The following is a 22695-nucleotide window of genomic DNA, read 5'->3' as shown; positions in this document are numbered from 1 at the left end:
ATCCCCGAGCGAAACACGTTAGGCTTGTTGGTCGAGAGCGTGCGGGCCCGAACGCATCCTGCGACGACGTCCGCACCAGAGAGCTTCAGCGATGAAAGAGGGCGATCGAGCGTGTCGAACCAGGTGACCGGCGTCAACGGCGACGGGGGGTTCGGAGCCAATTCCTGGCTCGTTGAAGAGCTCTACGAGCAGTTCAAGGTGGACCGCGACTCCGTCGACAAGGAGTGGTGGCCGATCCTGGAGAAGTACCACTCCGACGCGGCGTCCTCAGCTCCTTCCACGGGCACGGCTGCTGCGCAGGCACATCCCGTCACCGCCCCGATCCCCGTGATCGGCTCGCAGCCGGTGGCACGTACCACGGCCAAGCCGGCTGCGACGGCGCCGATCCCCGCCCAGGCTCCCAAGCCCGCGCCGAAGCCCGAGGCGAAGGACACCACGGACGTCGTCGAAGAGGACAAGGTCACTCCACTGCGCGGCCTGCCGAAGACGTTGGCCGCCAACATGGACGAGTCCCTGACCGTCCCGACCGCGACCAGCGTGCGCACCGTGCCGGCGAAGCTGATGATCGACAACCGCATCGTCATCAACAACCACATGTCACGCACCCGTGGCGGCAAGATCAGCTTCACCCACCTCATCGGCTGGGCTCTCATCCGCACGCTCGACGAGTTCCGCAGCCAGAACGTGTTCTACGCCGAGGTCGACGGCAAGCCCTCCGTCGTCGCCCCGGCCCACGTCAACCTCGGCATCGCGATCGACCTGCCCAAGCCCGACGGCACGCGCGCTCTCATGGTGCCCAGCATCAAGCGCGCCGACACCATGTCGTTCACCGAATACCTCTCCGCCTATGAAGACCTGGTCACGCGCGCCCGCGGGAACAAGCTGACCGCCGGCGACTTCCAGGGCACCACGGTCTCCCTCACCAACCCCGGCGGTATCGGTACCGTGCACTCCGTGCCTCGCCTGATGAAGGGCCAGGGCTGCATCATCGGAGCCGGTGCCCTCGAGTACCCGGCTGAGTTCCAGGGCGCCAGCGAGAAGACCCTCAACGAGCTCGCGATCGGCAAGACCATCACGCTCACCAGCACCTACGACCACCGCGTCATCCAGGGTGCCGGTTCCGGCGAGTTCCTCAAGAAGGTGCACGAGCTGCTCATCGGCCAGCGCGGCTTCTACGACGACATCTTCGCCGCGCTGCGCATCCCCTACGCGCCGATCCGCTGGAACCCCGACATCGCGGTGGACCTCGCCGAGCGCGTCGACAAGCAGTCCCGCGTGCAGGAGCTGATCAACTCGTTCCGCGTGCGCGGTCATCTGATGGCCGACATCGACCCGCTCGAATACGTGCAGCGCTCGCACCCCGACCTCGAGATCGAGAGCCACGGCCTCACGTTCTGGGATCTGGACCGCGAGTTCGTCACCGGAGGGTTCGGCGGTCGCCGCGTCGCGAAGCTCCGCGACATCCTCGGTGTGCTCCGCGACTCGTACTGCCGCACCCTCGGCATCGAGTACATGCACATCCAGGATCCGGAGCAGCGCCGCTGGTTCCAGGAGAAGGTCGAGGTCAAGTACCAGAAGCCCGGCCACGACGAGCAGCTGCGGGTTCTCCGCAAGCTCAACGAGGCCGAAGCGTTCGAGACCTTCCTGCAGACGAAGTTCGTGGGTCAGAAGCGCTTCTCCCTCGAGGGCGGGGAGTCTCTGATCCCGCTCCTCGACGAGATCCTCCAGGGCGCAGCCACCGCCGGGCTCGAGGGCGCGGCCATCGGCATGGCCCACCGTGGCCGACTCAACGTGCTCACGAACATCGCCGGCAAGACGTACGGTCAGGTGTTCCGTGAGTTCGAAGGCACGCAGACCCCCGGCAACCAGCGCGGCTCCGGCGATGTGAAGTACCACCTCGGCACCGAGGGCACCTTCGTCGCCGATGACGAGTCCGAGCTTCCGGTCTACCTCGCCGCCAACCCGTCGCACCTCGAGACGGTCGACGGGGTGTTGGAGGGCATCGTCCGCGCCAAGCAGGACCGCAAGCCGATCGGCACCTTCGCGTGGCTGCCGATCCTCGTGCACGGCGACGCCGCCTTCGCGGGCCAGGGCGTCGTGGTCGAGACACTGCAGATGTCGCAGCTGCGCGGCTACCGCACGGGTGGCACGATCCACGTCGTCGTGAACAACCAGGTCGGCTTCACCACCACCCCGAACGACGGTCGCACCTCGATCTACTCGACCGATGTGGCCAAGACGATTCAGGCGCCGGTGTTCCATGTGAACGGCGATGACCCCGAGGCCGTCATCCACGTCGCCCAGCTCGCGTTCGAGTATCGCGAGCGTTTCCACCGCGACGTCGTGATCGACCTCGTCTGCTACCGCCGACGCGGCCACAACGAGGGTGACGACCCCTCGATGACGCAGCCGCTCATGACCGACCTCATCCAGGCCAAGCGCTCGGTGCGCCGCCTGTACACGGAGTCGCTCGTCGGTCGTGGCGACATCACGGAGCAGGAGTACGACGAGGCCAAGGCCGACTTCCAGAACCGTCTGGAGATCGCCTTCGCCGAGACGCACGCGGCCGAGACCGGCGCCCTGGACGTGACCCCGGACGCCCCGCCCGTCGATGACACAGTCGGTGCTCCGGACGTGACGGGTGTGCCGGCCGAGGTCATCCAGCTGATCGGTGACGCGTTCGTGAACAAGCCCGGCGGCTTCACGGTGCACCCGAAGATCCAGCAACTGCTGGAGAAGCGTCTCGACATGAGCCGCAACGGAGGCATCGACTGGGGCTTCGGAGAGCTGTTGGCCTTCGGCTCCCTGCTCGTCGAGGGCACTCCGGTGCGACTCGCGGGCCAGGATGCGCGCCGCGGCACCTTCGTGCAGCGGCATGCGACCCTGCATGACCGCGCGAACGGCCAGGAGTGGCTGCCGCTGTCGAACCTGTCAGACGCCCAGGGCCGCTTCTTCGTCTACGACTCGCTGCTGAGCGAGTACGCCGCCCTCGGGTTCGAGTACGGCTACTCGGTGGAGGCGCCGGAAGCCCTCGTCCTGTGGGAAGCACAGTTCGGCGACTTCGTGAACGGTGCGCAGTCGGTCATCGACGAGTACATCTCGGCAGCCGAGCAGAAGTGGGGCCAGCAGTCCAGCGTGACCCTGCTCCTCCCCCACGGCTACGAGGGCCAGGGCCCCGACCACTCCTCGGCGCGGATCGAGCGTTTCCTGCAGCTGTGCGCGCAGGAGAACATGATCGTCTCGCGTCCGTCGACGCCCGCGTCGTACTTCCACCTCCTGCGGCGCCAGGCGTACGCCCGTCCGCGCAAGCCGCTGATCGTCTTCACTCCGAAGGCGATGCTGCGCCTGCGGGGCGCGACGAGCCCGGTCGAGGCCTTCACCCAGGGTCGGTTCGAACCGGTCATCGACGACGACCGCGGTCTCGACCGCGCTGCCGTCAAGCGCGTGCTCGTGCACTCGGGCAAGGTGCACTGGGATCTGCGCGCCGAGCTCGAGAAGAACCCGAACCCCGAGGTCGCGCTCGTCCGGCTCGAGCAGCTGTACCCGACGCCGATCGACGAGCTCAAGGCGATCACCGACTCCTACCCCGGCGCCGAGCTCGTGTGGGTCCAGGAGGAGCCGGAGAACCAGGGTGCCTGGCCGTTCCTCGCGCTCGCCTTCGCGGACGTCCCGGGAGACCGGTCGTTCCGTCCCGTCTCGCGCCCCGCGTCCGCCTCGCCGGCGACGGGCTCGTCGAAGGTGCACGCGGCCGAGCAGGCCGAACTGATCCACGCGGCCGTCACACTCGACTGATCCGCAGACGAGGACGGGCGCCGCGACTTCGGTCGCGGCGCCCGTTCTCGTTTCCGTCCAGCTCCGGTCAGTACCAGATGTCGAGCGAGGGCGACGGGAACGCGACCAGCGCCTTGTCGAAGGCGTCGATCGCGGCACGATCCCCGGTGAGACGGCCGGCGCCGTGCAACGAGGACGCCCGAACCCCACCGGCGTAGAGCGACGACAGCGCCGAGACGTCGAGCTCGATATCGGCGGAGCCTCCGTGCGCCTCCTCGACGGTCGCGATGCCCGACTCGTCCACGCGCAGCCGCCAGTCGCCGGCGGTGAATCCCAACGGGTCCTCGACACGCAGGACCGTGTCGAGCGGTGCCGAATAGCCCCGCGCAGTGAGGGCGGCCGGGAGGTCGAGGATGCGCAACCAGCCGTGGTCGTGCACCTCCTGCTTCACGCCACGCGGATCGGCGACGAGCCACGGCAGCGGGTCATCCAGCGGACGGAGGTCGGCGACGACCTCGTCGACCAGATCGTGCTGCAGCACGAAGCGCCAGAGCGCGGTGCGTGCATCGGCCGTCTCGGCGACGAGCAGACGCACGTCCATCCGGAACCGGAAGGTACCGCTCGCCTCGCTCACCGTGTACGCCAGGACGCCGCGGAGCACTCCGTCTTCGTCGAGGTAGCGCACTCCCCTGGCCTGGTCCCGATCCGGTGTCGGCGCGACTCCCGAGTACCCTTCCCATCGGCCCTGCCAGCCCGGGATCTGCCCGGGGACCTGTCGACGCGCACGCTCGTGCACGGTCCCGAGGTCGGCGGCCAGCGTGTCGCGATCGACGTACTCGAGGCGCCCCGGGGGCGTCGCACCGCCCCATCCCGCACGCCGCGTGTTCACGGTCAACCGCGCGACCGGTATCGCGGAGCCGAAGCCGTAGCGACCGTAGATCGTCGCCTCGGAGACGGTGAGGCCCGCGACGGGAACGCCGGCCGATGCTGCGGCTCGCAACTCGCCCTCCAGCAGAGCCCGCGCGATCCCGCGGCGCCGGTGCGTCGCCGCGACGGTGACCACGCTGATCGCCCACATGTCGATCTCGCCGCCGCCCGGGAGCGTGAGCGGCGTGATCCAGGCGTTCGTGGTCGCGATCGGAAGCGTCGCATCCGTCGCGTAGGGCTCGAACACGCCGATGTTGCGCCGAGCCGCGAAGGTCTTGGTGACCTGGGCGATCATGTCGCCCGTCGGCTCGGCTCCTAGGAACCCGCGGTCCACCGCGCGTTGGAATGCCGCCGAATGGGTGTCGTCCGACAGATCGACGACCCGGTATTCGAGCCCGGAGGTCGCCAGGCGTTCAGTCGAAGTGGGGTCTGCGGTCACGTCCCGCGCATCGATGGAGCTCATCCATCCACACTACCGAGGCGGTCGGACGCGACGTCAGTGCTGCGCGGCCTGAGCCTCACGCAGACGCGCGAACACCTGATCGCGCAGCTGCTCCGGAGCCGTCTCCTTGCAGGCGCGGGCGATGACCTCGGTGAGGGTCGTCGCCACCAGCGCCTCGTCACGGCACGAGGGGCAGTTCTCCAGATGCTCGCGGATCTCGGTGTGCTCGGTCTTGCACACCTCGTTGCGGAGGTACTCTTCCAGATCCTGACGCGCTTTTTCGCAGCCGCAGTCGCTCATCCCTTGCTCCTCGTGTCAGCCGCGGCGATGCCCCGCTCGGCGGCGTAGTCTGCCAACAGCTCCCGCAGCATCCGCCTGCCACGGTGCAGGCGGCTCATCACGGTGCCGATGGGCGTCTTCATGATGTCCGCGATCTCCTGGTACGCGAATCCCTCGACGTCAGCGAGGTACACCGCGAGTCGGAAGTCCTCCGGGACGGCCTGCAGAGCGTCTTTGACGACCGAAGCCGGCATCCGGTCGATCGCCTCCGCCTCTGCCGAACGACTGTGCGACGCGGTGGTCGACTCCGCACCGCCGAGCTGCCAGTCCTCGAGCTCGTCGATCGTGCCCTGGAACGGCTCGCGCTGCCGCTTGCGGTAGATGTTGATGTACGTGTTCGTGAGGATGCGGTACAGCCACGCCTTGAGATTCGTCCCCTGCGAGAACGTCGACCAGGAGCCGTACGCCTTCACGAACGTCTCCTGCACGAGGTCTGCGGCGTCCGCCGGATTGCGCGTCATGCGCATCGCGGCGGCATAGAGCTGATCCATGAAAGGGATCGCCTGCTCCTCGAACTCGCGCCGAGGGTCGCTGACGGTGTCTGCGGTTGCGGTGTCGTCCATCACCGGCCAGTCTAGGCCGCTGAGGTCGATCACCTCGCGCTCCAACGTCGCCGGCATTCTCTCTCCTTCACCTCGGGAGCCTCGTCTGTCGCGCCGAAGCTCCCTGCGTTTACTAAGGTGAGAACCGATGAGCGCCAACAGGTATTCCCCCATCCGCGTGCAGGGTGCCTTTCCTGCGCCCGCCACCGATGTGCCCGTGCATGCCGAGCTCACGATCCCCGGCTCGAAATCGCTGACGAACCGCGAGCTGATGATCGCCGCGATCGCAGACGGCCCCGGCCGGCTGATCGCGCCGCTGCACTCCGACGACTCCGCCCGTATGGTCGATGCGCTGCGCGCGCTCGGCGTCGGTATCGAGGAGGTGGAGGCCGGTCACGAGTTCGGTCCCGACCTGGTCGTCACCCCGGCGAAGCTCAGCGGCGGCACGACGATCGACTGCGGACAAGCCGGTACCGTGATGCGCTTCATCGCTCCGCTCGCGGGGCTCGCCGAGCACGACGTGCACCTCACCGCCCACGAGACGGCCCTGCACCGACCGATGGGCGGACTCATCAGCGCCCTCCGCGACCTGGGCGTCGACATCGACGATGAAGGCACCTGGTCCCTCCCGTTCACCATTCGCGGTCACGGACGCATCCGTGGCGGCCGCGTCGAGGTCGACGCCTCCGCATCGAGCCAGTTCGTCTCCGGTCTCCTGCTCGCCGCTCCCCGGTTCGATGTCGGGCTGCACCTCGTGCACACCGGCGAACACCTCCCGAGCCTGCCCCACATCGACATGACCATCGAGGCGCTGAGCCGTCGCGGCATCCGCATCGAGCGTCCCGCCGTCGGTGAGTGGCTCGTCGAGGCCGGCGTGCCGCGCGCCAAGGAGCTCGCGATCGAACCCGATCTCTCGAACGCGGCGCCGTTCCTCGCCGCGGCACTCGTCACCGGCGGTTCGGTGGCTGTCACCGGTTGGCCCGCGCACTCCACCCAGCCGGGCGCGATGCTGCCGGACATCCTGCAGGCTTTCGGTGCCCATGTCGGACGCCACGGCGGCACGCTCACGGTGCGAGCCGGCTCGAGCATCCGCGGCCTCGATCTCGACCTCTCGGCAGCGAGCGAACTCACCCCGACGCTCGTCGGTCTCGCCGCCTTCGCCGAGACCCCCACCACGATTCGCGGCATCGGCCACATCCGCCTTCACGAGACGGATCGGATCGCCGCGTTGATCGGCAACCTCCGCGCGCTCGGCGGGGAGGCCGAGGAACTCCCGGATGGGCTGCGGATCATCCCGCGCCCGCTGCACGGAGGAGAGTGGGCGGCGCACCACGACCACCGCATGGCCACGACCGGCGCACTCATCGGGCTGCGTGTCCCCGGCGTCGTGATCGACGACATCGGCACGACCGCCAAGACCCTCCCGGAGTTCACGATGCTCTGGGAGCGGATGCTGCGGGGCTGACGGTGAGCTGGCTCGACGACACCGACGATCTCGACGACGACTTCGAGGACTACGACGAGAGCACCATCCGCACCCGTCCCAACCCGAAGGCCAACCGCCCCAGGACCAAGCGTCGCCCTGCGCATGAGGATGCCGAAGTCGGCAGGGTGCTCGGCGTGGACCGCGGTCGCTACTCCGTGCTCGTCGGCGAAGACACCCCCGACGAACGCATGATCACCACGACCAGGGCACGGGAGCTGCGTCGCATGCCCATCGTCACCGGCGATCAGGCGCGCGTGGTCGGCGACACCTCCGGTGACGAGGGAACGCTCGCCCGCATCGTCGGCATCGTGGAGCGTACGTCCCTCCTCCGGCGCAGCGCCGACGACACGGACCAGGTGGAGCGGGTGATCGTCGCGAACGCCGACCAGATGCTCGTCGTCGTGGCGGCTGCCGACCCGGAGCCGCGTGCGCGTCTCGTCGACCGGTACCTGGTCGCGGCGCTCGATGCCGGGATCCGCCCCCTCCTCGTCGTGACGAAGACGGACATCGCGGACCCGACGGAGTTCCTCACCCATTTCGACGGCCTCGACCTGCGGGTGTTCACGAGCGCACAGGACGAGATGCCGGTGGACGAGATCGGCGCCGCCCTGGTCGGGCACTCGACCGTCTTCGTCGGGCACTCCGGCGTCGGCAAGTCCACCCTCGTCAACGCGCTCGTCCCGACGGCAGGACGCGCCACGGGCCATGTGAACCAGGTCACCGGACGGGGGCGACACACCTCGTCGTCCACGGTGTCGCTCCGGTACCAGGGCGCCGAAGGGACCGGCTGGGTGATCGACACCCCCGGCGTCCGCTCCTTCGGTCTCGGTCACGTGGATCCGGCGAACATCCTCGCGGCCTTCACCGAACTCGCCGAGATCGCGGAGAACTGCCCGCGTGGCTGCACGCACCTGGCGGACGCTCCCGATTGCGCGCTCATCGAAGCCGCCGATCGGGGCGAGCTGGGCGAGACCGGGCGCGCGCGCCTCGACTCGCTCCAACGACTGCTGCAGACCTTCGCCGACAAGGCGGAGCAGGCCCCCGGCCGTTAGGCTGGAGGCGTGACCCAGCGCCTGGAACCCGGTACCGCAGCCCCCGACTTCTCTCTCCTCGACCAGGACGGGAACCTCGTCCGTCTGGCAGACCTGCGCGGCGAGAAGACCGTGCTGTACTTCTATCCGGCGGCGATGACGCCCGGATGCACCACCCAAGCCTGCGACTTCCGCGACAGCATCTCCTCGCTCCAGGGCGCCGGCTACCGCGTCATCGGCATCTCCCGCGACGAGCCGGCGACCTTGGCGAAGTTCCGCGAGCGGGACGCCCTCACGTTCCCCCTCCTCAGCGACCCCGACCACTCGGTCCATGTCGCCTACGGCGCCTGGGGCGAGAAGATGAACTACGGCAAGGTCGTCGAAGGAGTCATCCGCTCCACGTTCGTCCTCGATGAGGACGGGAAGATCGACATCGCCCTCTACAACGTCAAGGCCACCGGCCACGTGGCGCGGCTGCGCAAGCAACTCGGCATCGACGCCTGACCCGGTTGGCGGCGGCGCGGCCGCGGCGTCGACACGGGCACCGCACGGAGCTCACTCCGGCGCGCGCTGCGCGCCTTCTCGTCGTGCGCTCGTGATGAGCAGGGCGAACCCGAGCAGAGCCGGAAGTCCGACGCCGAGGGTGAACGTCCAGGAGACCGGTTGAACCGTCAGGGACGCGAGGGCGAGCGCGACGGCCAGCACCTGGAGCACCACCCCTCCGGAACGCGCCCACGACTTGCCGGCGCGCGTTCCGAACGCGAATGCCGCGAGAGCGGCCGCACCGATCAGCGTGAGAACGATGAGCGCGATGGCGGTCGGCAGCGACGACGCGTCGCCCGCTCCGAGACCCGCGAGTTCGATGATCGCGAACACCAGGAGCGCCACCGCTTCGAGGGCAAGGACCCCTGCGGCCGCGAGGGCGATTCCGGGTGCGCGCACAGTGTCTCCCAAGGATCGAAAGAGGAGAAAACCCTTGATTTCAGGGTATTCATGTAACAGAATAGAGAAAGTCATGTGCTCCCACAGCGGCGTGGGGCGGGCGTTCACGCCCGCATCACAATTCGCGGCATTCCGTCCGCATCTCAACAGGGTAGCCGAACCCGAACAGCTACCCGAATCCGAGAAATCGCACCGCGACATCTCTTGAAATCCACACCGAGGAGCCCCCATGGACTGGCGCGATAAGGCCGCCTGCCTGACTGTCGACCCCGAGCTTTTCTTCCCCGTGGGGAACACCGGCCCGGCCGTCGACCAGATCGAGAAGGCGAAGACCGTCTGCGCCACCTGCACGGTCACCGAGATCTGCCTGCAGTACGCCCTCGAGACCAGTCAGGACTCGGGCGTCTGGGGCGGCCTCTCCGAAGACGAGCGCCGAGCACTGAAGCGCCGCGCCGCTCGCGCCCGCCGCGCCTCCTGAACTTCCGAAAGCGGCCCGAGATCGACTCTCGGGCCGCTTTCGCGTGTGCCGGGAGCGCTGATCCTCAGCGGTCGAGCCAGCGGAGCGGAATGTCGATGACCACCTCGGTGCCCTCGCCGTCGCTCCCCCGCCACTCGATCGTGCCGCCGAGCTCGCCCTGGATGAGTGTGCGGATGATCTGCGTCCCGAGCCCCTGGCCGATCCGGCCTTCGGGCAGGCCCAGACCGGTATCGCGCACCGTCACGCGGAGGTTCTCCTCCGTGCGCTTGGCGTCGATGGTCACGATGCCCTCTTGGCCTGCCAGACCGTGCTCGACCGCGTTGGTCACGACCTCGGTGAGCGCGAGAGCGAGCGGTGTCGCATACTCGCTCGGAAGCACACCGAAGCGACCGGTCGATTGCGTTCGCGCGCGGGTGCTCGGCGCCGATGCCACCTCCGCCACGAGCTTGAGCACGCGGTGGAAGACCTCGTCGAAATCGACCTTCTGCGTGAGTCCCTGCGCGAGCGTGTCATGCACCACCGCGATGGCGTCGACACGGCGCATGGCCTGCGTGAGCGCGTCTCTGGCCTCATCGGAGTGCGTGCGGCGGGCTTGGATCCGCAGCAGCGAGGCCACCGTCTGCAGATTGTTCTTCACCCGGTGGTGGATCTCGCGGATCGTCGCATCCTTGGTGATGAGCTCCTGCTCCTGGTGACGGAGTTCCGACACATCGCGGCACAGCACGATCGCCCCGATGCGGGTGCCGTGGTCCTTCAGCGGGATCGCACGCAAGGACACCGTGACACCCCGCGCCTCGATGTCGGTCCGCCAGGGGGCGCGCCCTGTGACGACGACCGGGAGTGACTCGTCGACCTGCCGCGAAGGCGGCACCAAACGCGTGGTGACTTCGGCGAGGGACTCCCCCTCGAGTTCGTCGTCGAAGCCCATCCTGTTGAAGGCGGACAGAGCGTTCGGACTCGCGAACGTGCTGATCCCGTCCACGTCGATGCGGATCAGGCCGTCCGACGCGCGAGGGGCGCCTCGGCGCGGCGAGGTCGGTGCTGCGAGGTCGGGGAAGCTCCCGTCCGCGATCATCCGGAACAGGTCGTTCGCGCACTCGTCGAAGGTGATCTGCTGGCGAGACGGCGTCCGCAGCTCACCCAGGTTGGTGTGTCTGGTGACCACGCCGATCGCTGTGGGGGCTGTGCCTGTATCCCGGCGTTCGGGCACGATCGGCACGGCTCGGACCCGCGTCGGCGTCTCCTCGAACCAGTCCGGCGATGAGGAATCCACGATCTCGGCCGACTCGAAAGCGCCCTGCACCTGCGTACGCCACTGAGGCCGCACCCGCTCCCCGACGATGTCACGATAGAAGAGCGTGGCCGCACCACTCGGGCGTGCGTGCGCGACCGCGATGAAGGAGCCGTCCTCGGTCTGGATCCAGATGACGATGTCGGCGGACGCGAGATCGGCGAGGAGCTGTCCGTCTCCGGCGAGACGATGGAGCCACTCCACGTCGCTGTCGGTCAGGAGGCCCTGGGCATGGGCGAGATCGCTGAGGGTTGACACCCTTCCAGCCTACGGTCAGATCGGTCAGAGAATCGCCAGGGAGGTCGCGCGCCAGCGTCGATCGATCCCATCCAGTCTCACCGCGACCGCCCGCGTGCGCCCCGGTCCGGCGACCACGACGACCGCTTCGATGACCCCGTCGATCGGAGCCGTCACCCGCAGGGACCGGATCTCGAACGTCGGGCGAGCGGGAGCGACCCCGCGCGCGCTGCGCGCCCTCGCCGACAGGTTCGCCCGGGTGACCAGGCTGCGGAACGCGTCTTCGCTGAACCACCGCGCGAGCTGATCGACCTCACGGACGCCGGCGAGCACTTCGAGCACACCGTGGGTGAGACTGCGCAGGAGCGGTGCGGGATCGGGCAGTTCGCTGGTCGGTGTCGGCTGCGGAGCGAAGTACTCGTGAGGCGTCATGTCGATCTCTCGGTCGGGAAGGTCTGCGAGGTCGTCAGTACAGCACCGACCGTCGGGCTCCCGAACGCTGATCGAGGAAGTATGTGGATAACTCGTACGTCCGAAATCGGCGTCGCCTACGCTCGGTCGGGTGCACTGGGACCGACTGTTCGAAGACCTCGAGGGCCAACTGGCGTCCGAGTGGGAGGCCGAACGCGCCGCACTCGATGCGGAGTCGGAGAGGCTGCGCATCGCCCGGTTGGATCTGCGTGCGCGGCTGCGGGCTCTCTGCGGCTCCGACACGGACGCCCTGATAGACCTCGTGAGCGGTCAACGCCTTCCGGTCACGGTGCGCACCCTCGGGGCCGACTGGATGGCCGTCGAATCGCGTGGCACCGGGGATGCCGTCCGTGCCACGACCGCCGCTCTGCTCGTCCCGCTGCACGCGATCGCCGGCATCAGCACGGACCACGGCATGATCCTGGCGAGCCTGGAGGAGGCTCCTGTCACCGAGCACGCGCTCCGGGAGAGGATGACACTGGGCTTCGTGCTGCGTGATCTCGCGCGGCGCCGCGTCCCCGTACACCTCACCACCCGGGAGGGTGAGGTGCACGGCACGATCGATCGCGCTGCCGCGGATCACCTGGACCTGGCGGTGCACGACCCGGGGCAGGCGCGTCTCGCCGGTGCGGTGCAGGGCTTCCGCATCGTCCCGTTCTCCGCACTGGTCACGGTGCGTACCGCGGGAGATCAGTTGCCGTGAGCCGACGAGATGCCCCAGACCTCGGGGAAGCTCGCCACCTGTGATTGCCTCCACAGCGCCATACGGCGAGACGTCTCCGATTCCTCGGCCAGATAGCCTTCCAGGCTCGACTCCTCCACGCGCCAGCGCGGCGGCGATCCGAGCTGCGCTCCTCGCAGTCTGCCCTCGTGCACGAGCTCGATCACCTCGCCCACTCCGATGCTCAGCAGCTCGGCGACCTGCGCGGGGGCGAGGAATCGCGGCGCGCGCGAGGACGGGGCTGACATGTCCCCATTCTCCCTGACACGTTCCCCCGGATCGGGTCGGACGGAACCCTGTGGATAACCGAGGAGGTCCCGTGTCGATCTCTGTGACGATAGCGCCATGCCTTTCCTCTCCCGACCTCGGCGCGCGTTCTGGGGCGACCTGCGGTTCCTCATCGGGATCGCTCTCGTCGCGCTCTCGATCACCGCCGTGTGGCTCATCATCGATGCGGCAGACGACGCGGAACCGGTACTCCGAGCCGACCACACCATCGTCGAGGGCGAGACCCTCACCGCGGACGACTTCCAGGTCGTCGAGGTGGGACTCGGGTTGCTGAGCGACGACTACCTCGGGCCCGAAGACCTGCGATCGGGGCAGATCGCGGCACGGACGATCGAGAAGGGCGAGATCGTGCCCTTGTCGTCTCTCACCGACGCGGACCGGAGCCGGAAGACCACGATCGTGATCGAGAGCAACACCGGCATCCCGGAGGAGGTGGCGCCCGGCACCGTCGTCGAGGTCTGGCACGCTCCGCCGATCGATGACGGGCGCTCGCACGAGGCGCCCCGTATCCTCGTCGCCGACGTGATCGTGCGCGACGTGATCGAGCCGGACGGGGTCCTGGCTTCGGCGGGCACCCGGCTCGAGCTCGTGATCGACCGATCCGACGCGGCGGAGGTCCTCGCCGCGGTCACCGGCGGGTCCGCCCTTTCGGTGCTGCCTGTCGGAGGCGCCTCATGACCGCGGTGGTCTTGGCAATCGCGGAGCCACGCGCGAGCGCACTGGCCGCCGAACTGGAATTGGAGGGGATCCGCGTGCTCGCGGTCCTGACGGCCGGCACTCCGGTCGTCGATCTGCCTCCCGGCACCGAAGCGCTCATCGTTCCGGCGACCCGGGCCGTGCTGACCACCGAGCTGATCTCGACGTGTGATCGTGCGGGAGTGCGCGTCCTCGCCCTCGGCGGAGCGGACAGCCGCCTGCGCGGACGACTCGGGTTGTCTGCACCACTGCCCACCGAAGCCACCGGCTGGGAGGTCGCCGCGGCGCTGGGCACCGAGACCGTCGACGCGCCACTGCCTCAGGACCCCGAGCCCCACCGCGTCATCGCCGTCTGGGGACCGCACGGCGCCCCTGGACGCTCGACCGTCGCGATCCAACTCGCGGTCGAACTCGCCCGGGCCGGCCGCCGCACGGCTCTGATCGACGCCGACACCGTCGCGCCGTCGATCGCCCTGCTGCTCGGGCTCAGCGACGACGCTCCCGGAATCGCTGCCGCCTGTCGTCGAGCCGAACGAGGTGCCCTCGACGACGACGAACTGTCCCGCTTGTCCACCCGAATCCTGAGCGGAGGTCAGGACGTCGAGGTTCTGGCGGGGATCAATCGCCCGAGCCGCTGGCCGGAACTGGCATCAGCCCGTCTCCGCACCACGCTGCAGGCCTGTCGGGCGTGGAGCGAGGAGACGGTCGTGGATGTGGCCGCAGCCTTCGACGCGGACGACGAGGTCACGTACGACCTCGCCGGGCCCCGTCGACACGCGGCGACCTCCGCGACGCTGATCGAGGCGGACCTGATCGTGGCCGTCGCGGCGGCGGATCCTCTCAGCATCAGCCGGTTCCTGCGTGACCACGCCGAACTGCGCCGCCTCACGGCCCCGACGCCCCTCGCCGTGGTCGTCAATCAGGTCAGGCAGGGTCCGCTCGGCATCGATGCGCGCAGGCAGGTCCGGCGCACCCTCGAGCGATTCGCGGGCATCACCGAGGTCACGTTCCTGCCCTTCGATCAGCGCGCTGCCGATGCCGCACTGCTGCACGCCCGGCCGATGACCGACGTCACGCCCCGTTCACAGTTGGTCGCCGGTGTGAGGAGGCTGGCCGCGACCCTGTCTCCCACACGTCCGGAGCTTCCTACTGGCGGTAGCTCGAGAGGAAGTTCCCCAGTCGTTCGACGGCTTCGCTCAGCACTCGCGGCTCGGGCAGCGTCACCAGTCGCAGGTGGTCCGGGGTCGGCCAGTTGAAGCCGGTGCCCTGCACCAGGAGGATGTGCTCGGAGACGAGGAGGTCGTAGACCAGGCGGGCGTCGTCCCTGATCTCGTGCACGTTCGGATCGAGACGCGGGAATGCGTAGAGCGCACCCTGAGGCTTGACGCAAGACACCCCGGGAATCGACTCCAGCCCTTCCCAGGCGATGTCTCGCTGCTCGCGTAGACGCCCGGTGGGAGCGATCAGCGCCTCGATGGACTGCACGCCCGACAGCGCGGCCTGGACGGCGTGCTGCGCAGGGACGTTCGGGCACAACCGCGTCGACGCCAGCAGCGTGATCCCCTCCAGGAAGCCCTTGGCGTGCCCCTGCGGGCCGGTGATGACCATCCACCCCGAGCGGTATCCCGCCACCCGATAGGTCTTGGACAAACCGTTGAACGTGAGGCAGAGCAGGTCGGGAGCGAGTGTCGCGGTCGGAATGTGGACCGCGTCGTCGAACAGGATCCGGTCGTAGATCTCGTCGGACAGGAGGAGCAGCTGGTGCTCCCGCGCGATCTGCACGAGACCTTCCAGGATTTCACGCGAATAGACGACACCCGTCGGGTTGTTCGGGTTGATGATGACCAGAGCCTTGGTGCGAGGCGTGATCTTCGAGCGGATGTCCTCGAGATCCGGCTGCCACTCGTCGTCCTCGTCGCAGAGGTAATGCACGGGCGTGCCTCCCGCGAGACTGGTCATCGCGGTCCACAGCGGATAGTCGGGGGCGGGGATCAGAACCTCGTCGCCCTCGTCGAGCAGAGCCTGCATCGTCATCGTGATGAGTTCGGACACGCCGTTGCCGAGGTAGACGTCATCGGGGTCGAACCGGGGGAAGCCCTCGATCTGCTCGTACCGGCTCACGACCGCGCGACGGGCGGAGATGATGCCCTTGCTGTCGCTGTAACCGTGCGCCGTGGGCATCGCGGCGAGCATGTCGTGCACGATCTGGTGCGGTGCATCGAAGCCGAAGATGGCCGGATTGCCGGTGTTCAGCTTGAGGATCTTGTGACCCTCCGCTTCCAAGCGCGCCGCCTCGACGAGGGCGTTTCCGCGAATCTCGTACAGGACGTTCTTGAGCTTCGACGACTGGTCGAAGTTGCGCGTTGGGGTCATCGACCAAGCTTACAGCGACGAAAGGAGGGCCAATCCACCCGGACTGGCCCTCCTCCTCACCGAACGCTACTTCTTCTTCTTGCTCTGCGCACGACGCTGTTCACGGTTACCGGCGGCCGGTGCGTCGCCGTCCGTGCGCTGCCCGAAAGCACCGCGGGGTGCCTCCTCGGGCTCGGTCTGCGGAGCCTGCGCGCGCACGGCGGCCTGACGGACGCGATCCGTCGCCGCCTGCTGAACCTGGCCGCGGTCGTTGCGCACCTCGACCTCACCCGCATCGTTCGCGGCGGAGTACTCGAGACGCTGCTCGCCTGCGCCCGCGGCGAGGCCCTTGGCTTCGACCTCGGTGCTGTCCGAGTCGGCGGCACGGCGCACCTCGACCTCGAGGTTGTAGAGGTAGCCGACCGACTCCTCCTTGATCTGCCCCATCATCGACTGGAACATCGCGTAGCCCTCACGCTGATACTCGATCAGCGGGTCGCGCTGCGCCATGGCTCGCAGGCCGATGCCGTCCTTGAGGTAGTCCATCTCGTAGAGGTGGTCCCGCCAGCGGCGATCGAGCACCTGCAGCACGACGCGTCGCTCGAGTTCGCGGGTCGCGGCCTCGCCCAGCGACTCCTCGCGGGCTTCGTAGGCGATCTTTGCGTCGGAGAGCAACTCGCGTGTGAGGCCTTCCGCGGTGATGCCGCCCTTGCGCCCTGCAGCCTCCGAGACGACCTCGTCGATGGTGACCCCGACCGGATAGAGCGTCTTGAGCTCCGTCCACAGCGCATCGAAGTCCCAGCTCTCGTTGTGGCCCTCGCCGGTGTGGTCGCGGACGACTCCGGCGATCGCGTCCTCGATGAAGTGCTGCACCCTGTCGGCGATGTCGTCGCCCTGCAGGATGTGACGGCGGTCGGCGTAGATCGCCTCGCGCTGACGGTTCAGGACGTCGTCGTACTTGAGCACGTTCTTGCGCATCTCGGCGTTGCGCGACTCGACCTGCGACTGCGCGCTGCGGATGGCGCGAGAGACGAGGCCGGACTCGATCGGCACGTCGTCCGGGAAGTTGGTGCGCGCCAGGATGGCCTCGGCGGCACCGGACTGGAACAGTCGCATCAGGTCATCGGTGAGGCTCAGGTAGAAGCGACTCTCACCGGGGTCACCCTGACGGCCCGAGCGACCGCGGAGCTGGTTGTCGATACGGCGCGACTCGTGACGCTCGGTGCCGAGCACGTAGAGCCCGCCGGCCTCGATGACCTTCTCGGCCTCCTCGGCCACGACGCTCTTCATCGCCTCGTAGGTCTCGTCCCAGGCGGTCTCGTACTCCTCGGGGGTCTCGACCGGATCGAGGCCCTTGGCCTTGAGATCCTGCACCGCGAGGAACTCGGCGTTCCCGCCGAGCATGATGTCGGTGCCTCGACCTGCCATGTTCGTGGCGACGGTGACCGCACCCAGGCGACCCGCGCGGGCGACGATCTCGGCCTCACGCGCGTGGTTCTTCGCGTTGAGGACCTCGTGCTTGATGCCCTTCTTCGCGAGCAGGCGGGACAGGTACTCGCTCTTCTCGACGCTGACGGTTCCGACCAGCACCGGCTGACCCTCGGCATGACGCTCGGCGATGTCCTCGACGACCTGCGCGAACTTGGCGGTCTCGTTCTTGTAGACGAGGTCCGACTGGTCCTTGCGGATCATGGGACGGTTCGTCGGGATCGGGATCACGCCGAGCTTGTACGTCGACATGAACTCAGCCGCTTCGGTCTCGGCGGTACCGGTCATGCCGGCGAGCTTGTCGTAGAGGCGGAAGTAGTTCTGCAGCGTGACGGTCGCGAGCGTCTGGTTCTCAGCCTTGACCGGCACGCCCTCCTTGGCCTCGATCGCCTGGTGGATGCCCTCGTTGTAGCGGCGTCCGACCAGGATGCGGCCGGTGTGCTCATCGACGATCATGACCTCGTCGTTCATCACGACGTAGTCGGTGTCCTTCTTGAACAGCGCCAGTGCCTTGATCGAATTGTTCAGGAACGAGATCAGCGGAGTGTTCGCGGACTCGTACAGGTTGTCGATGCCGAGGTAGTCCTCGACCTTCTCGATCCCGGGCTCGAGCACGCCCACGGTGCGCTTCTTCTCGTCGACTTCGTAGTCCTCCCCCACCTCGAGGGTGCGGGCGATCTTCGCGAACTCGGCGAACCAGCGGTTGGCCTCGCCGGAGGACGGTCCGGAGATGATGAGCGGTGTACGGGCCTCGTCGATGAGGATCGAGTCGACCTCGTCGACGATCGCGAAGAAGTGCTCGCGCTGGACGAGGTCTTCCTTCCGCCACGCCATGTTGTCGCGCAGGTAGTCGAACCCGAATTCGTTGTTCGTGCCGTAGGTGATGTCTGCAGCGTACTGCTCACGGCGGATCGCCGGCGTCTGACCGGAGACGATGATGCCGGTGGTCATGCCCAGGGCACGGAACACGCGCCCCATGAGTTCCGCCTGATAGCTCGCGAGGAAGTCGTTGACGGTGATGACGTGGACGCCCTTGCCGGCGATCGCGTTCAGGTACGCGGGGAGGGTGGCGACGAGGGTCTTGCCCTCACCGGTCTTCATCTCCGCGATGTTCCCGAGGTGCAGCGCCGCGCCACCCATGATCTGCACGTCGTAGGCGCGCATACCGAGCGTGCGCTTGGCGGCTTCGCGCACCGCGGCGAACGCCTCGGGCATCAGCTGGTCAAGCGTCTCACCCTTCTCGTACCGCGCCCGCAGCTCCGTCGTCTCGTTGCGCAGTTCGTCGTCGGTGAGCTTGGAGATGTCCTCTTCCAGCGCTCCCACTGCTTTGACGACCTGATTCAGGCGGCGGATGACCCGCCCCTCGCCCGCACGCAGCAGCTTCTCAAGAGGATTGGCCACGGATGTCATCTCCCTGTCAGTGGGTAAATCGCCGGCCATCGGTGGACCCGACGCCAGGCATACTTCGCCATGTTACCGGGCCGTGACCTCCACGTCGCCTGCACGTCGCCGCACGGCGACACCGCGCGTCTCGGCGAGAGCATGCCTGGTAACCATATACTCGGTATCGCATTCGGCCCGATCGCACGAGGAGACGACGATGTCCGTACGCCAGAGCATGCTCGCCATCCTCGCCCAGGGACCCTGCTACGGATACCAGCTCCGGCACGAGTTCGACCGACGCACCGGTTCGGTCTGGCCGTTGAACGTCGGCCAGATCTACAACACCCTCGAACGACTCGAACGGGACGGCCTCGTGCAGCGCGGCCACACCGATGAGCAGGGGCATGTGTACTGGCGGATCACCCGCGCCGGAGTGGCGGAGGTCGCACGGTGGCTCGCCTCCCCCCTCGCGCGTGCCAAGGGAGCCCGTGATGAGCTGGCGATCAAGCTCGCCGTCGCCGCGACCCTCCCCGGTGTCGACGCCGCGGCCACGATCCACGCCCAGCGCGCGGCATCCCTGGCGCATCTCGAGACGTTGCGGCAGGCCAGACGGACGAAGCGCGGTGAGGACGGCCCCGAGGGACTCGCCTGGTCACTGGTGGTCGACTCGATGATCTTCTCCGCCGAAGCCGAGGTGCGCTGGCTCGACCACGCTGCCGAGCGCCTCACCGGACACCCGCAGCACGCGATGGCGCTCGAACTCACGGAGGAGCGCCCCAAACGAGGACGCCCTGCGAAATCCGGCGCCGCGATCACCGATGCCGAGATCACCGGCGCCGAGATCACCGAGACCGCGCCTGCAGCCTGAGCGAATCCTGTCGCGACGACCACAGGGCCGCTCGGCCGAACTTCCCCGTTCGCCCGGAGCGGATGCTCAGCCGGCTCATGCGCCGGGGAAACTAGGATCGACCCATGGCTGGTTTTTGGGGCAAGCGCAAACGCGAACAGGAAGAGCTCGCCGCTCGGGACGCCGATCTGGCTCGGCGTGCGGAGCAGGCCCTCGTCGGAGCGGATGAGCGGATCCGCACCACGGCCGACGAGCTCTCCTTCGCCGAGGCCGAACTCGGCGAAGGCCTGACCGCCGACCTGCGAACGGCACTCGCCGCGGTGCGCACCCATCTGCGCGAGGCGTTCCAGCTCCACCAGCTGAATCACGATGAGATCCCCGACACGGACGAAGAGCTGCGCACCCGCAATGCACGCATCCTGCAGCTGTGCGACTGGGCGCAGGACCTCCTCGACGAGAAGACCTCCGAGCTCGCGGAGTCCGTCTCCACGGTTCGACGCGCGCCCGAGATCATCGCACGAGTGCGCGCGGAGGCTGAGGCGCTCAGCGCCCGCATCCCGCAGACCAACGAGGCTGTCGCACGTCTCTCCGCACGCTACGCCGATTCCGCGATGCACCAGATCACGGCCAGCGCCGCCGAAGCGGAGCAGCTCATCAGCTTCGCAACCCACAGCGCCGACGTGTCGGAGCGCCGTCGAGCGGCGAAACAGAACGAAGAGGCGAACGTCGCGCTCGAGACCGCGACCGAAGCGACCCGGCGAGCATCCGCGCTCCTCGACGCCGTCGAGGACTTCGAGATCGAAGCGTTGCGCGCCGAATCCACGCTCGCCGAAGTCGTGGCCGACTCCCGTAACGACCTCATCGCCGCACGCAACGCTCCCGCGGTACCGGCGGTGGCGTCAGCCGTCGCAGACCTCCAGGCCGCGCTCTCGGCGCTGACGCCGTCGGGACAACCCAACGATCCGTTCGCGGAGCTCTCCCGCTTGCGTGACGCCAACTCCGCGCTGGACGACGCCATCGCGAAGGCACGCCACCGCGCCGAGAACCCGCTCCCGAGCATCGCCCAGGTGCAGCACGCGATCGACGACGCCGACCGGCAGCTGGGTGTGGCACGCGGCTTGATCGCCGGTCATCGCGGCTGGATCGGCGCGGACGCCCGCACACGCCTCGCCGAGGCGGAACGACTTCGTGTCGACCTCTCCGACCTCCTCCCGGCCGAAGAGACCCGCGAAGCCGCGCTCGTGCAGGCACGACGGGTCGCACACCTCGCCTCCGAGGCGCTGCAGCTCGCCCAGCGCGACATCGATTCGTCCCGCCCGCAGGACGAGGGCTGGGGCGGCGGCGGATGGGGAGGCGGCGGCGGACGACGCGGTGGCGGCGGTGACCTCGCATCCGGCATCCTCGGTGGACTCGTGATCGGCAGCCTGCTCGACGGCATCTTCGACTGACCCGAGCCCTCACGCCTCTCGGACGTCGAAACGGCCCGGTCCCTTTCTCGGGGCCGGGCCGTTTCGCAACGTCGATCAGGAGGCGAGGGCCTCGGACGGCGGAGCCTGGGTGCTCAACGCGATCACGCCGTAGTCCCAGCCCTTGCGCCGGTAGACGACACTCGGGTGGTCGGTGCGGACGTCCACGAAGAGGAAGAAGTCGTGTCCGACCAGTTCCATCCGGTCGACGGCCTCCTCGACGGTCATCCACTCGGCGTCGAAGCTCTTCGTGCGGATGACGACGGGCGAGTACTCCTCCTCTTCCGTCTGCTGCACCGGCACGTTGCCGGTGGCGACGGCATGCAGGACATCCGCCGAGGCCGGCTGGACGTCGATGCCCGTGAGAGCTCCGCTCTCCTTCTCGAAGTGAGCGCCGCGCGGGTGCTGTCGTCCATCGACCCGCTTCTCCTTCGCGCGACGCAGCTGCTCGGACATCTTGTCCACCGCGAGATCGAGAGCGACGAACTTGTCTCCATCGGTCGCTTCGGCTCGGACGACCGGTCCCTTCCCGATCAGCGTGAGCTCGACGGTCTCATCGGGCACATGACCGTTGCGATACACGCGATGGGTGACCTTCACATCCAGCCGCTGCGCGCGAGACGCGAGCATCTGGATCTTGGCGATCTTCTCTTCGACAACGGTTCGGAAGCGATCGGTGATACCCACTCCGACGCCAACGATGCTTGTTTCCATTGCTGCCTCCTTGTCCCGGTCCTCCCGGCCAAGGGCGGACCGTGGTCGCCTTGTGTCCCCCCACCGTAGTCCGCCCGTCGACGGATGTCACGAGCTGGTTCTCCTGTGTCTCCGGTGGGTTGTCGATGAGGTTCATGCGAATCCGCCACGAAGCGGCGTGGCGGCGAGCGCGACGGCCGCGACGACTCGGAACCCGGCCACCGTGAGGGCGCGCGCTGCCTCGTCGAATGTCGCCCCGGTCGTGATCACGTCGTCGACGATGACCGCCTCGGCTCCCTCCCCTCGGTGCCGGGCACGCATCGCTCCGCGGACGTTCGTCTGGCGCGCGCGAGCGCCCAGCCCGCGCTGATCCGGGCGCGCTCCCTCGACGGCGAGCACGGCCTGCGGATCCGCATGCGCACGGCGGACCAGCAGGTCCGGGACACGGTAGCCCCGACGTCGGAAAGCGGCCCGGCTCGTCGGAACGGGCACGATCCACGTCGCCGATGTCACCAGCGGGGTGAGGACGCTCGCCAGTGCCGCACCGAGCGGGCGCGCGATGAGCGTGTCCCCCTCCCCCTTGAGCCGCCGGATGCAGCGCGCCGCCACCCCGTCGAACTCCAGGGCGGACCAGACGGGCAGCCCCGCCGGTGTCACCGACTCCTGCGCCCGCGGCGCCAAGGCACTCCGACAGCCTGGGCACAGCAGGAGGCCGGGCTCACCGCAGCCCGCGCAGTTCGCGGCGAGCAGGAACGCGGCGACCTCGGCGCCGATCCGAAGGAGACGGGATTCTTCCTGCATCCG

At 68.2% G+C, this 22695-nt stretch carries 21 protein-coding genes; 10 read left to right on the top strand and 11 right to left on the bottom strand.

The features are described from left to right. Positions 1–111 precede the first annotated feature (111 nt). Positions 112–3792: a multifunctional oxoglutarate decarboxylase/oxoglutarate dehydrogenase thiamine pyrophosphate-binding subunit/dihydrolipoyllysine-residue succinyltransferase subunit gene (locus LRQ07_RS06735; RefSeq protein ID WP_232762119.1), complete on the top strand. Its 3681-nt coding sequence runs from the start codon at positions 112–114 to the stop codon at positions 3790–3792. Positions 3793–3859: 67 nt separating this feature from the next. Here the strand turns inward: LRQ07_RS06735 and LRQ07_RS06730 are convergent, their stop codons facing one another. The 3 genes from LRQ07_RS06730 to LRQ07_RS06720 are packed head-to-tail and all read right to left on the bottom strand — an operon-like array spanning position 3860 to position 6099. After that, positions 3860–5161 carry a GNAT family N-acetyltransferase gene (locus tag LRQ07_RS06730; RefSeq protein ID WP_256536210.1) on the bottom strand — a complete coding sequence of 434 codons (1302 nt, stop codon included), beginning with the start codon at positions 5159–5161 and terminating at the stop codon, positions 3860–3862. Between the two features lie 33 nt (positions 5162–5194). Next, on the bottom strand, positions 5195–5440 hold the full coding sequence (locus LRQ07_RS06725; protein ID WP_047524397.1) for a zf-HC2 domain-containing protein: 246 nt from the start codon (positions 5438–5440) through the stop codon (positions 5195–5197). Then, entirely contained in the window at positions 5437–6099 is a 663-nt protein-coding gene (locus LRQ07_RS06720; protein WP_047524398.1) for a sigma-70 family RNA polymerase sigma factor, read from the bottom strand. The genes LRQ07_RS06725 and LRQ07_RS06720 overlap by 4 nt, the downstream gene beginning before the upstream one ends. Before the next feature lie 70 nt (positions 6100–6169). Here LRQ07_RS06720 and aroA point away from each other — a divergent pair, with 70 nt between their 5' ends. The 3 genes from aroA to bcp are packed head-to-tail and all read left to right on the top strand — an operon-like array spanning position 6170 to position 9042. Further along, positions 6170–7486 carry a 3-phosphoshikimate 1-carboxyvinyltransferase gene (gene aroA, locus LRQ07_RS06715; RefSeq protein ID WP_232762122.1) on the top strand — a complete coding sequence of 439 codons (1317 nt, stop codon included), beginning with the start codon at positions 6170–6172 and terminating at the stop codon, positions 7484–7486. A gap of 2 nt (positions 7487–7488) precedes the next feature. After that, positions 7489–8559, top strand: coding sequence for a ribosome small subunit-dependent GTPase A (gene rsgA / locus LRQ07_RS06710; RefSeq protein ID WP_134353478.1), 1071 nt, complete (start codon positions 7489–7491; stop codon positions 8557–8559). A 9-nt stretch (positions 8560–8568) separates the two neighbouring features. After that, positions 8569–9042 (top strand): thioredoxin-dependent thiol peroxidase, encoded by a 474-nt coding sequence (bcp, locus tag LRQ07_RS06705; protein WP_047524401.1) that lies wholly within the window; start codon positions 8569–8571, stop codon positions 9040–9042. A 51-nt stretch (positions 9043–9093) separates the two neighbouring features. Here the strand turns inward: bcp and LRQ07_RS06700 are convergent, their stop codons facing one another. Beyond that, positions 9094–9480 (bottom strand): hypothetical protein, encoded by a 387-nt coding sequence (locus LRQ07_RS06700; protein WP_227991555.1) that lies wholly within the window; start codon positions 9478–9480, stop codon positions 9094–9096. A gap of 229 nt (positions 9481–9709) precedes the next feature. On the opposite strand from LRQ07_RS06700, the gene LRQ07_RS06695 reads away from it, so the two are divergent. Next, positions 9710–9958, top strand: coding sequence for a WhiB family transcriptional regulator (locus tag LRQ07_RS06695; RefSeq protein WP_017203224.1), 249 nt, complete (start codon positions 9710–9712; stop codon positions 9956–9958). A 64-nt stretch (positions 9959–10022) separates the two neighbouring features. Here the strand turns inward: LRQ07_RS06695 and LRQ07_RS06690 are convergent, their stop codons facing one another. Both LRQ07_RS06690 and LRQ07_RS18560 read right to left on the bottom strand, forming a co-directional pair. After that, complete coding sequence (locus tag LRQ07_RS06690) at positions 10023–11507, bottom strand: sensor histidine kinase (protein ID WP_047524403.1); 1485 nt, start codon at positions 11505–11507, stop codon at positions 10023–10025. A gap of 24 nt (positions 11508–11531) precedes the next feature. Continuing rightward, entirely contained in the window at positions 11532–11918 is a 387-nt protein-coding gene (locus LRQ07_RS18560) for an Rv3235 family protein (RefSeq protein ID WP_232762124.1), read from the bottom strand. Positions 11919–12048: 130 nt separating this feature from the next. Between LRQ07_RS18560 and LRQ07_RS06680 the strand changes: the two genes are divergently transcribed. Beyond that, a complete protein-coding gene (locus LRQ07_RS06680; RefSeq protein WP_256536208.1) occupies positions 12049–12660 on the top strand; it encodes a hypothetical protein in 612 nt (203 codons plus the stop codon). On the opposite strand, the gene LRQ07_RS06675 is transcribed toward LRQ07_RS06680, so the two are convergent. After that, entirely contained in the window at positions 12648–12926 is a 279-nt protein-coding gene (locus LRQ07_RS06675; protein ID WP_047524406.1) for a helix-turn-helix domain-containing protein, read from the bottom strand. The genes LRQ07_RS06680 and LRQ07_RS06675 overlap by 13 nt on opposite strands. A 97-nt stretch (positions 12927–13023) precedes the next feature. Between LRQ07_RS06675 and LRQ07_RS06670 the strand changes: the two genes are divergently transcribed. Both LRQ07_RS06670 and LRQ07_RS06665 read left to right on the top strand, forming a co-directional pair. Continuing rightward, entirely contained in the window at positions 13024–13644 is a 621-nt protein-coding gene (locus tag LRQ07_RS06670) for an SAF domain-containing protein (protein ID WP_256536207.1), read from the top strand. Further along, entirely contained in the window at positions 13641–14918 is a 1278-nt protein-coding gene (locus LRQ07_RS06665; RefSeq protein WP_256536206.1) for an AAA family ATPase, read from the top strand. Before LRQ07_RS06670 ends, LRQ07_RS06665 begins: the two co-directional genes overlap by 4 nt. Here the strand turns inward: LRQ07_RS06665 and LRQ07_RS06660 are convergent. Next, positions 14809–16035, bottom strand: a complete 1227-nt coding sequence (locus LRQ07_RS06660) for a pyridoxal phosphate-dependent aminotransferase (protein ID WP_047524408.1) — start codon at positions 16033–16035, stop codon at positions 14809–14811. The two genes, LRQ07_RS06665 and LRQ07_RS06660, sit on opposite strands and share 110 nt — an antisense overlap. A 66-nt stretch (positions 16036–16101) precedes the next feature. Further along, complete coding sequence (secA, locus tag LRQ07_RS06655; protein WP_256536205.1) at positions 16102–18903, bottom strand: preprotein translocase subunit SecA; 2802 nt, start codon at positions 18901–18903, stop codon at positions 16102–16104. A gap of 199 nt (positions 18904–19102) precedes the next feature. Between secA and LRQ07_RS06650 the strand changes: the two genes are divergently transcribed. Together LRQ07_RS06650 and LRQ07_RS06645 are read left to right on the top strand one after the other, a co-directional pair. Continuing rightward, the gene (locus tag LRQ07_RS06650) at positions 19103–19753 is read left to right on the top strand and encodes a PadR family transcriptional regulator (protein WP_256536204.1); all 651 of its coding nucleotides are present in this window, start codon (positions 19103–19105) and stop codon (positions 19751–19753) included. A gap of 104 nt (positions 19754–19857) precedes the next feature. Continuing rightward, the gene (locus LRQ07_RS06645) at positions 19858–21180 is read left to right on the top strand and encodes a hypothetical protein (RefSeq protein ID WP_256536203.1); all 1323 of its coding nucleotides are present in this window, start codon (positions 19858–19860) and stop codon (positions 21178–21180) included. A gap of 75 nt (positions 21181–21255) precedes the next feature. Here the strand turns inward: LRQ07_RS06645 and hpf are convergent, their stop codons facing one another. Together hpf and LRQ07_RS06635 are read right to left on the bottom strand one after the other, a co-directional pair. Then, a complete protein-coding gene (gene hpf / locus LRQ07_RS06640) occupies positions 21256–21912 on the bottom strand; it encodes a ribosome hibernation-promoting factor, HPF/YfiA family (RefSeq protein ID WP_047524410.1) in 657 nt (218 codons plus the stop codon). 132 nt (positions 21913–22044) lie between these two features. Continuing rightward, on the bottom strand, positions 22045–22692 hold the full coding sequence (locus tag LRQ07_RS06635) for a ComF family protein (protein WP_256536202.1): 648 nt from the start codon (positions 22690–22692) through the stop codon (positions 22045–22047). Positions 22693–22695 lie beyond the last annotated feature (3 nt).

It is taken from the genome of Microbacterium sp. J1-1 (genome assembly GCF_024498615.1).
GTDB lineage: Bacteria > Actinomycetota > Actinomycetes > Actinomycetales > Microbacteriaceae > Microbacterium > Microbacterium aurugineum.
This window is presented reverse-complemented; position numbering and strand designations above follow the sequence as displayed.

Excerpts from the sequence above, each read along its gene's own strand:
- LRQ07_RS06725 (WP_047524397.1), bottom strand. The coding sequence starts at position 5,440 with ATGAGCGACTGCGGCTGCGAAAAAGCGCGTCAGGATCTGGAAGAGTAC.
- LRQ07_RS06720 (WP_047524398.1), bottom strand. The coding sequence starts at position 6,099 with ATGCCGGCGACGTTGGAGCGCGAGGTGATCGACCTCAGCGGCCTAGAC.
- LRQ07_RS06660 (WP_047524408.1), bottom strand. The coding sequence starts at position 16,035 with ATGACCCCAACGCGCAACTTCGACCAGTCGTCGAAGCTCAAGAACGTC.
- LRQ07_RS06730 (WP_256536210.1), bottom strand. The coding sequence starts at position 5,161 with ATGAGCTCCATCGATGCGCGGGACGTGACCGCAGACCCCACTTCGACT.
- LRQ07_RS06675 (WP_047524406.1), bottom strand. The coding sequence starts at position 12,926 with ATGTCAGCCCCGTCCTCGCGCGCGCCGCGATTCCTCGCCCCCGCGCAG.
- hpf (WP_047524410.1), bottom strand. The coding sequence starts at position 21,912 with ATGGAAACAAGCATCGTTGGCGTCGGAGTGGGTATCACCGATCGCTTC.
- aroA (WP_232762122.1), top strand. The coding sequence starts at position 6,170 with ATGAGCGCCAACAGGTATTCCCCCATCCGCGTGCAGGGTGCCTTTCCT.
- LRQ07_RS18560 (WP_232762124.1), bottom strand. The coding sequence starts at position 11,918 with ATGACGCCTCACGAGTACTTCGCTCCGCAGCCGACACCGACCAGCGAA.
- LRQ07_RS06695 (WP_017203224.1), top strand. The coding sequence starts at position 9,710 with ATGGACTGGCGCGATAAGGCCGCCTGCCTGACTGTCGACCCCGAGCTT.
- LRQ07_RS06670 (WP_256536207.1), top strand. The coding sequence starts at position 13,024 with ATGCCTTTCCTCTCCCGACCTCGGCGCGCGTTCTGGGGCGACCTGCGG.
- LRQ07_RS06665 (WP_256536206.1), top strand. The coding sequence starts at position 13,641 with ATGACCGCGGTGGTCTTGGCAATCGCGGAGCCACGCGCGAGCGCACTG.
- LRQ07_RS06635 (WP_256536202.1), bottom strand. The coding sequence starts at position 22,692 with ATGCAGGAAGAATCCCGTCTCCTTCGGATCGGCGCCGAGGTCGCCGCG.
- LRQ07_RS06650 (WP_256536204.1), top strand. The coding sequence starts at position 19,103 with ATGTCCGTACGCCAGAGCATGCTCGCCATCCTCGCCCAGGGACCCTGC.
- LRQ07_RS06645 (WP_256536203.1), top strand. The coding sequence starts at position 19,858 with ATGGCTGGTTTTTGGGGCAAGCGCAAACGCGAACAGGAAGAGCTCGCC.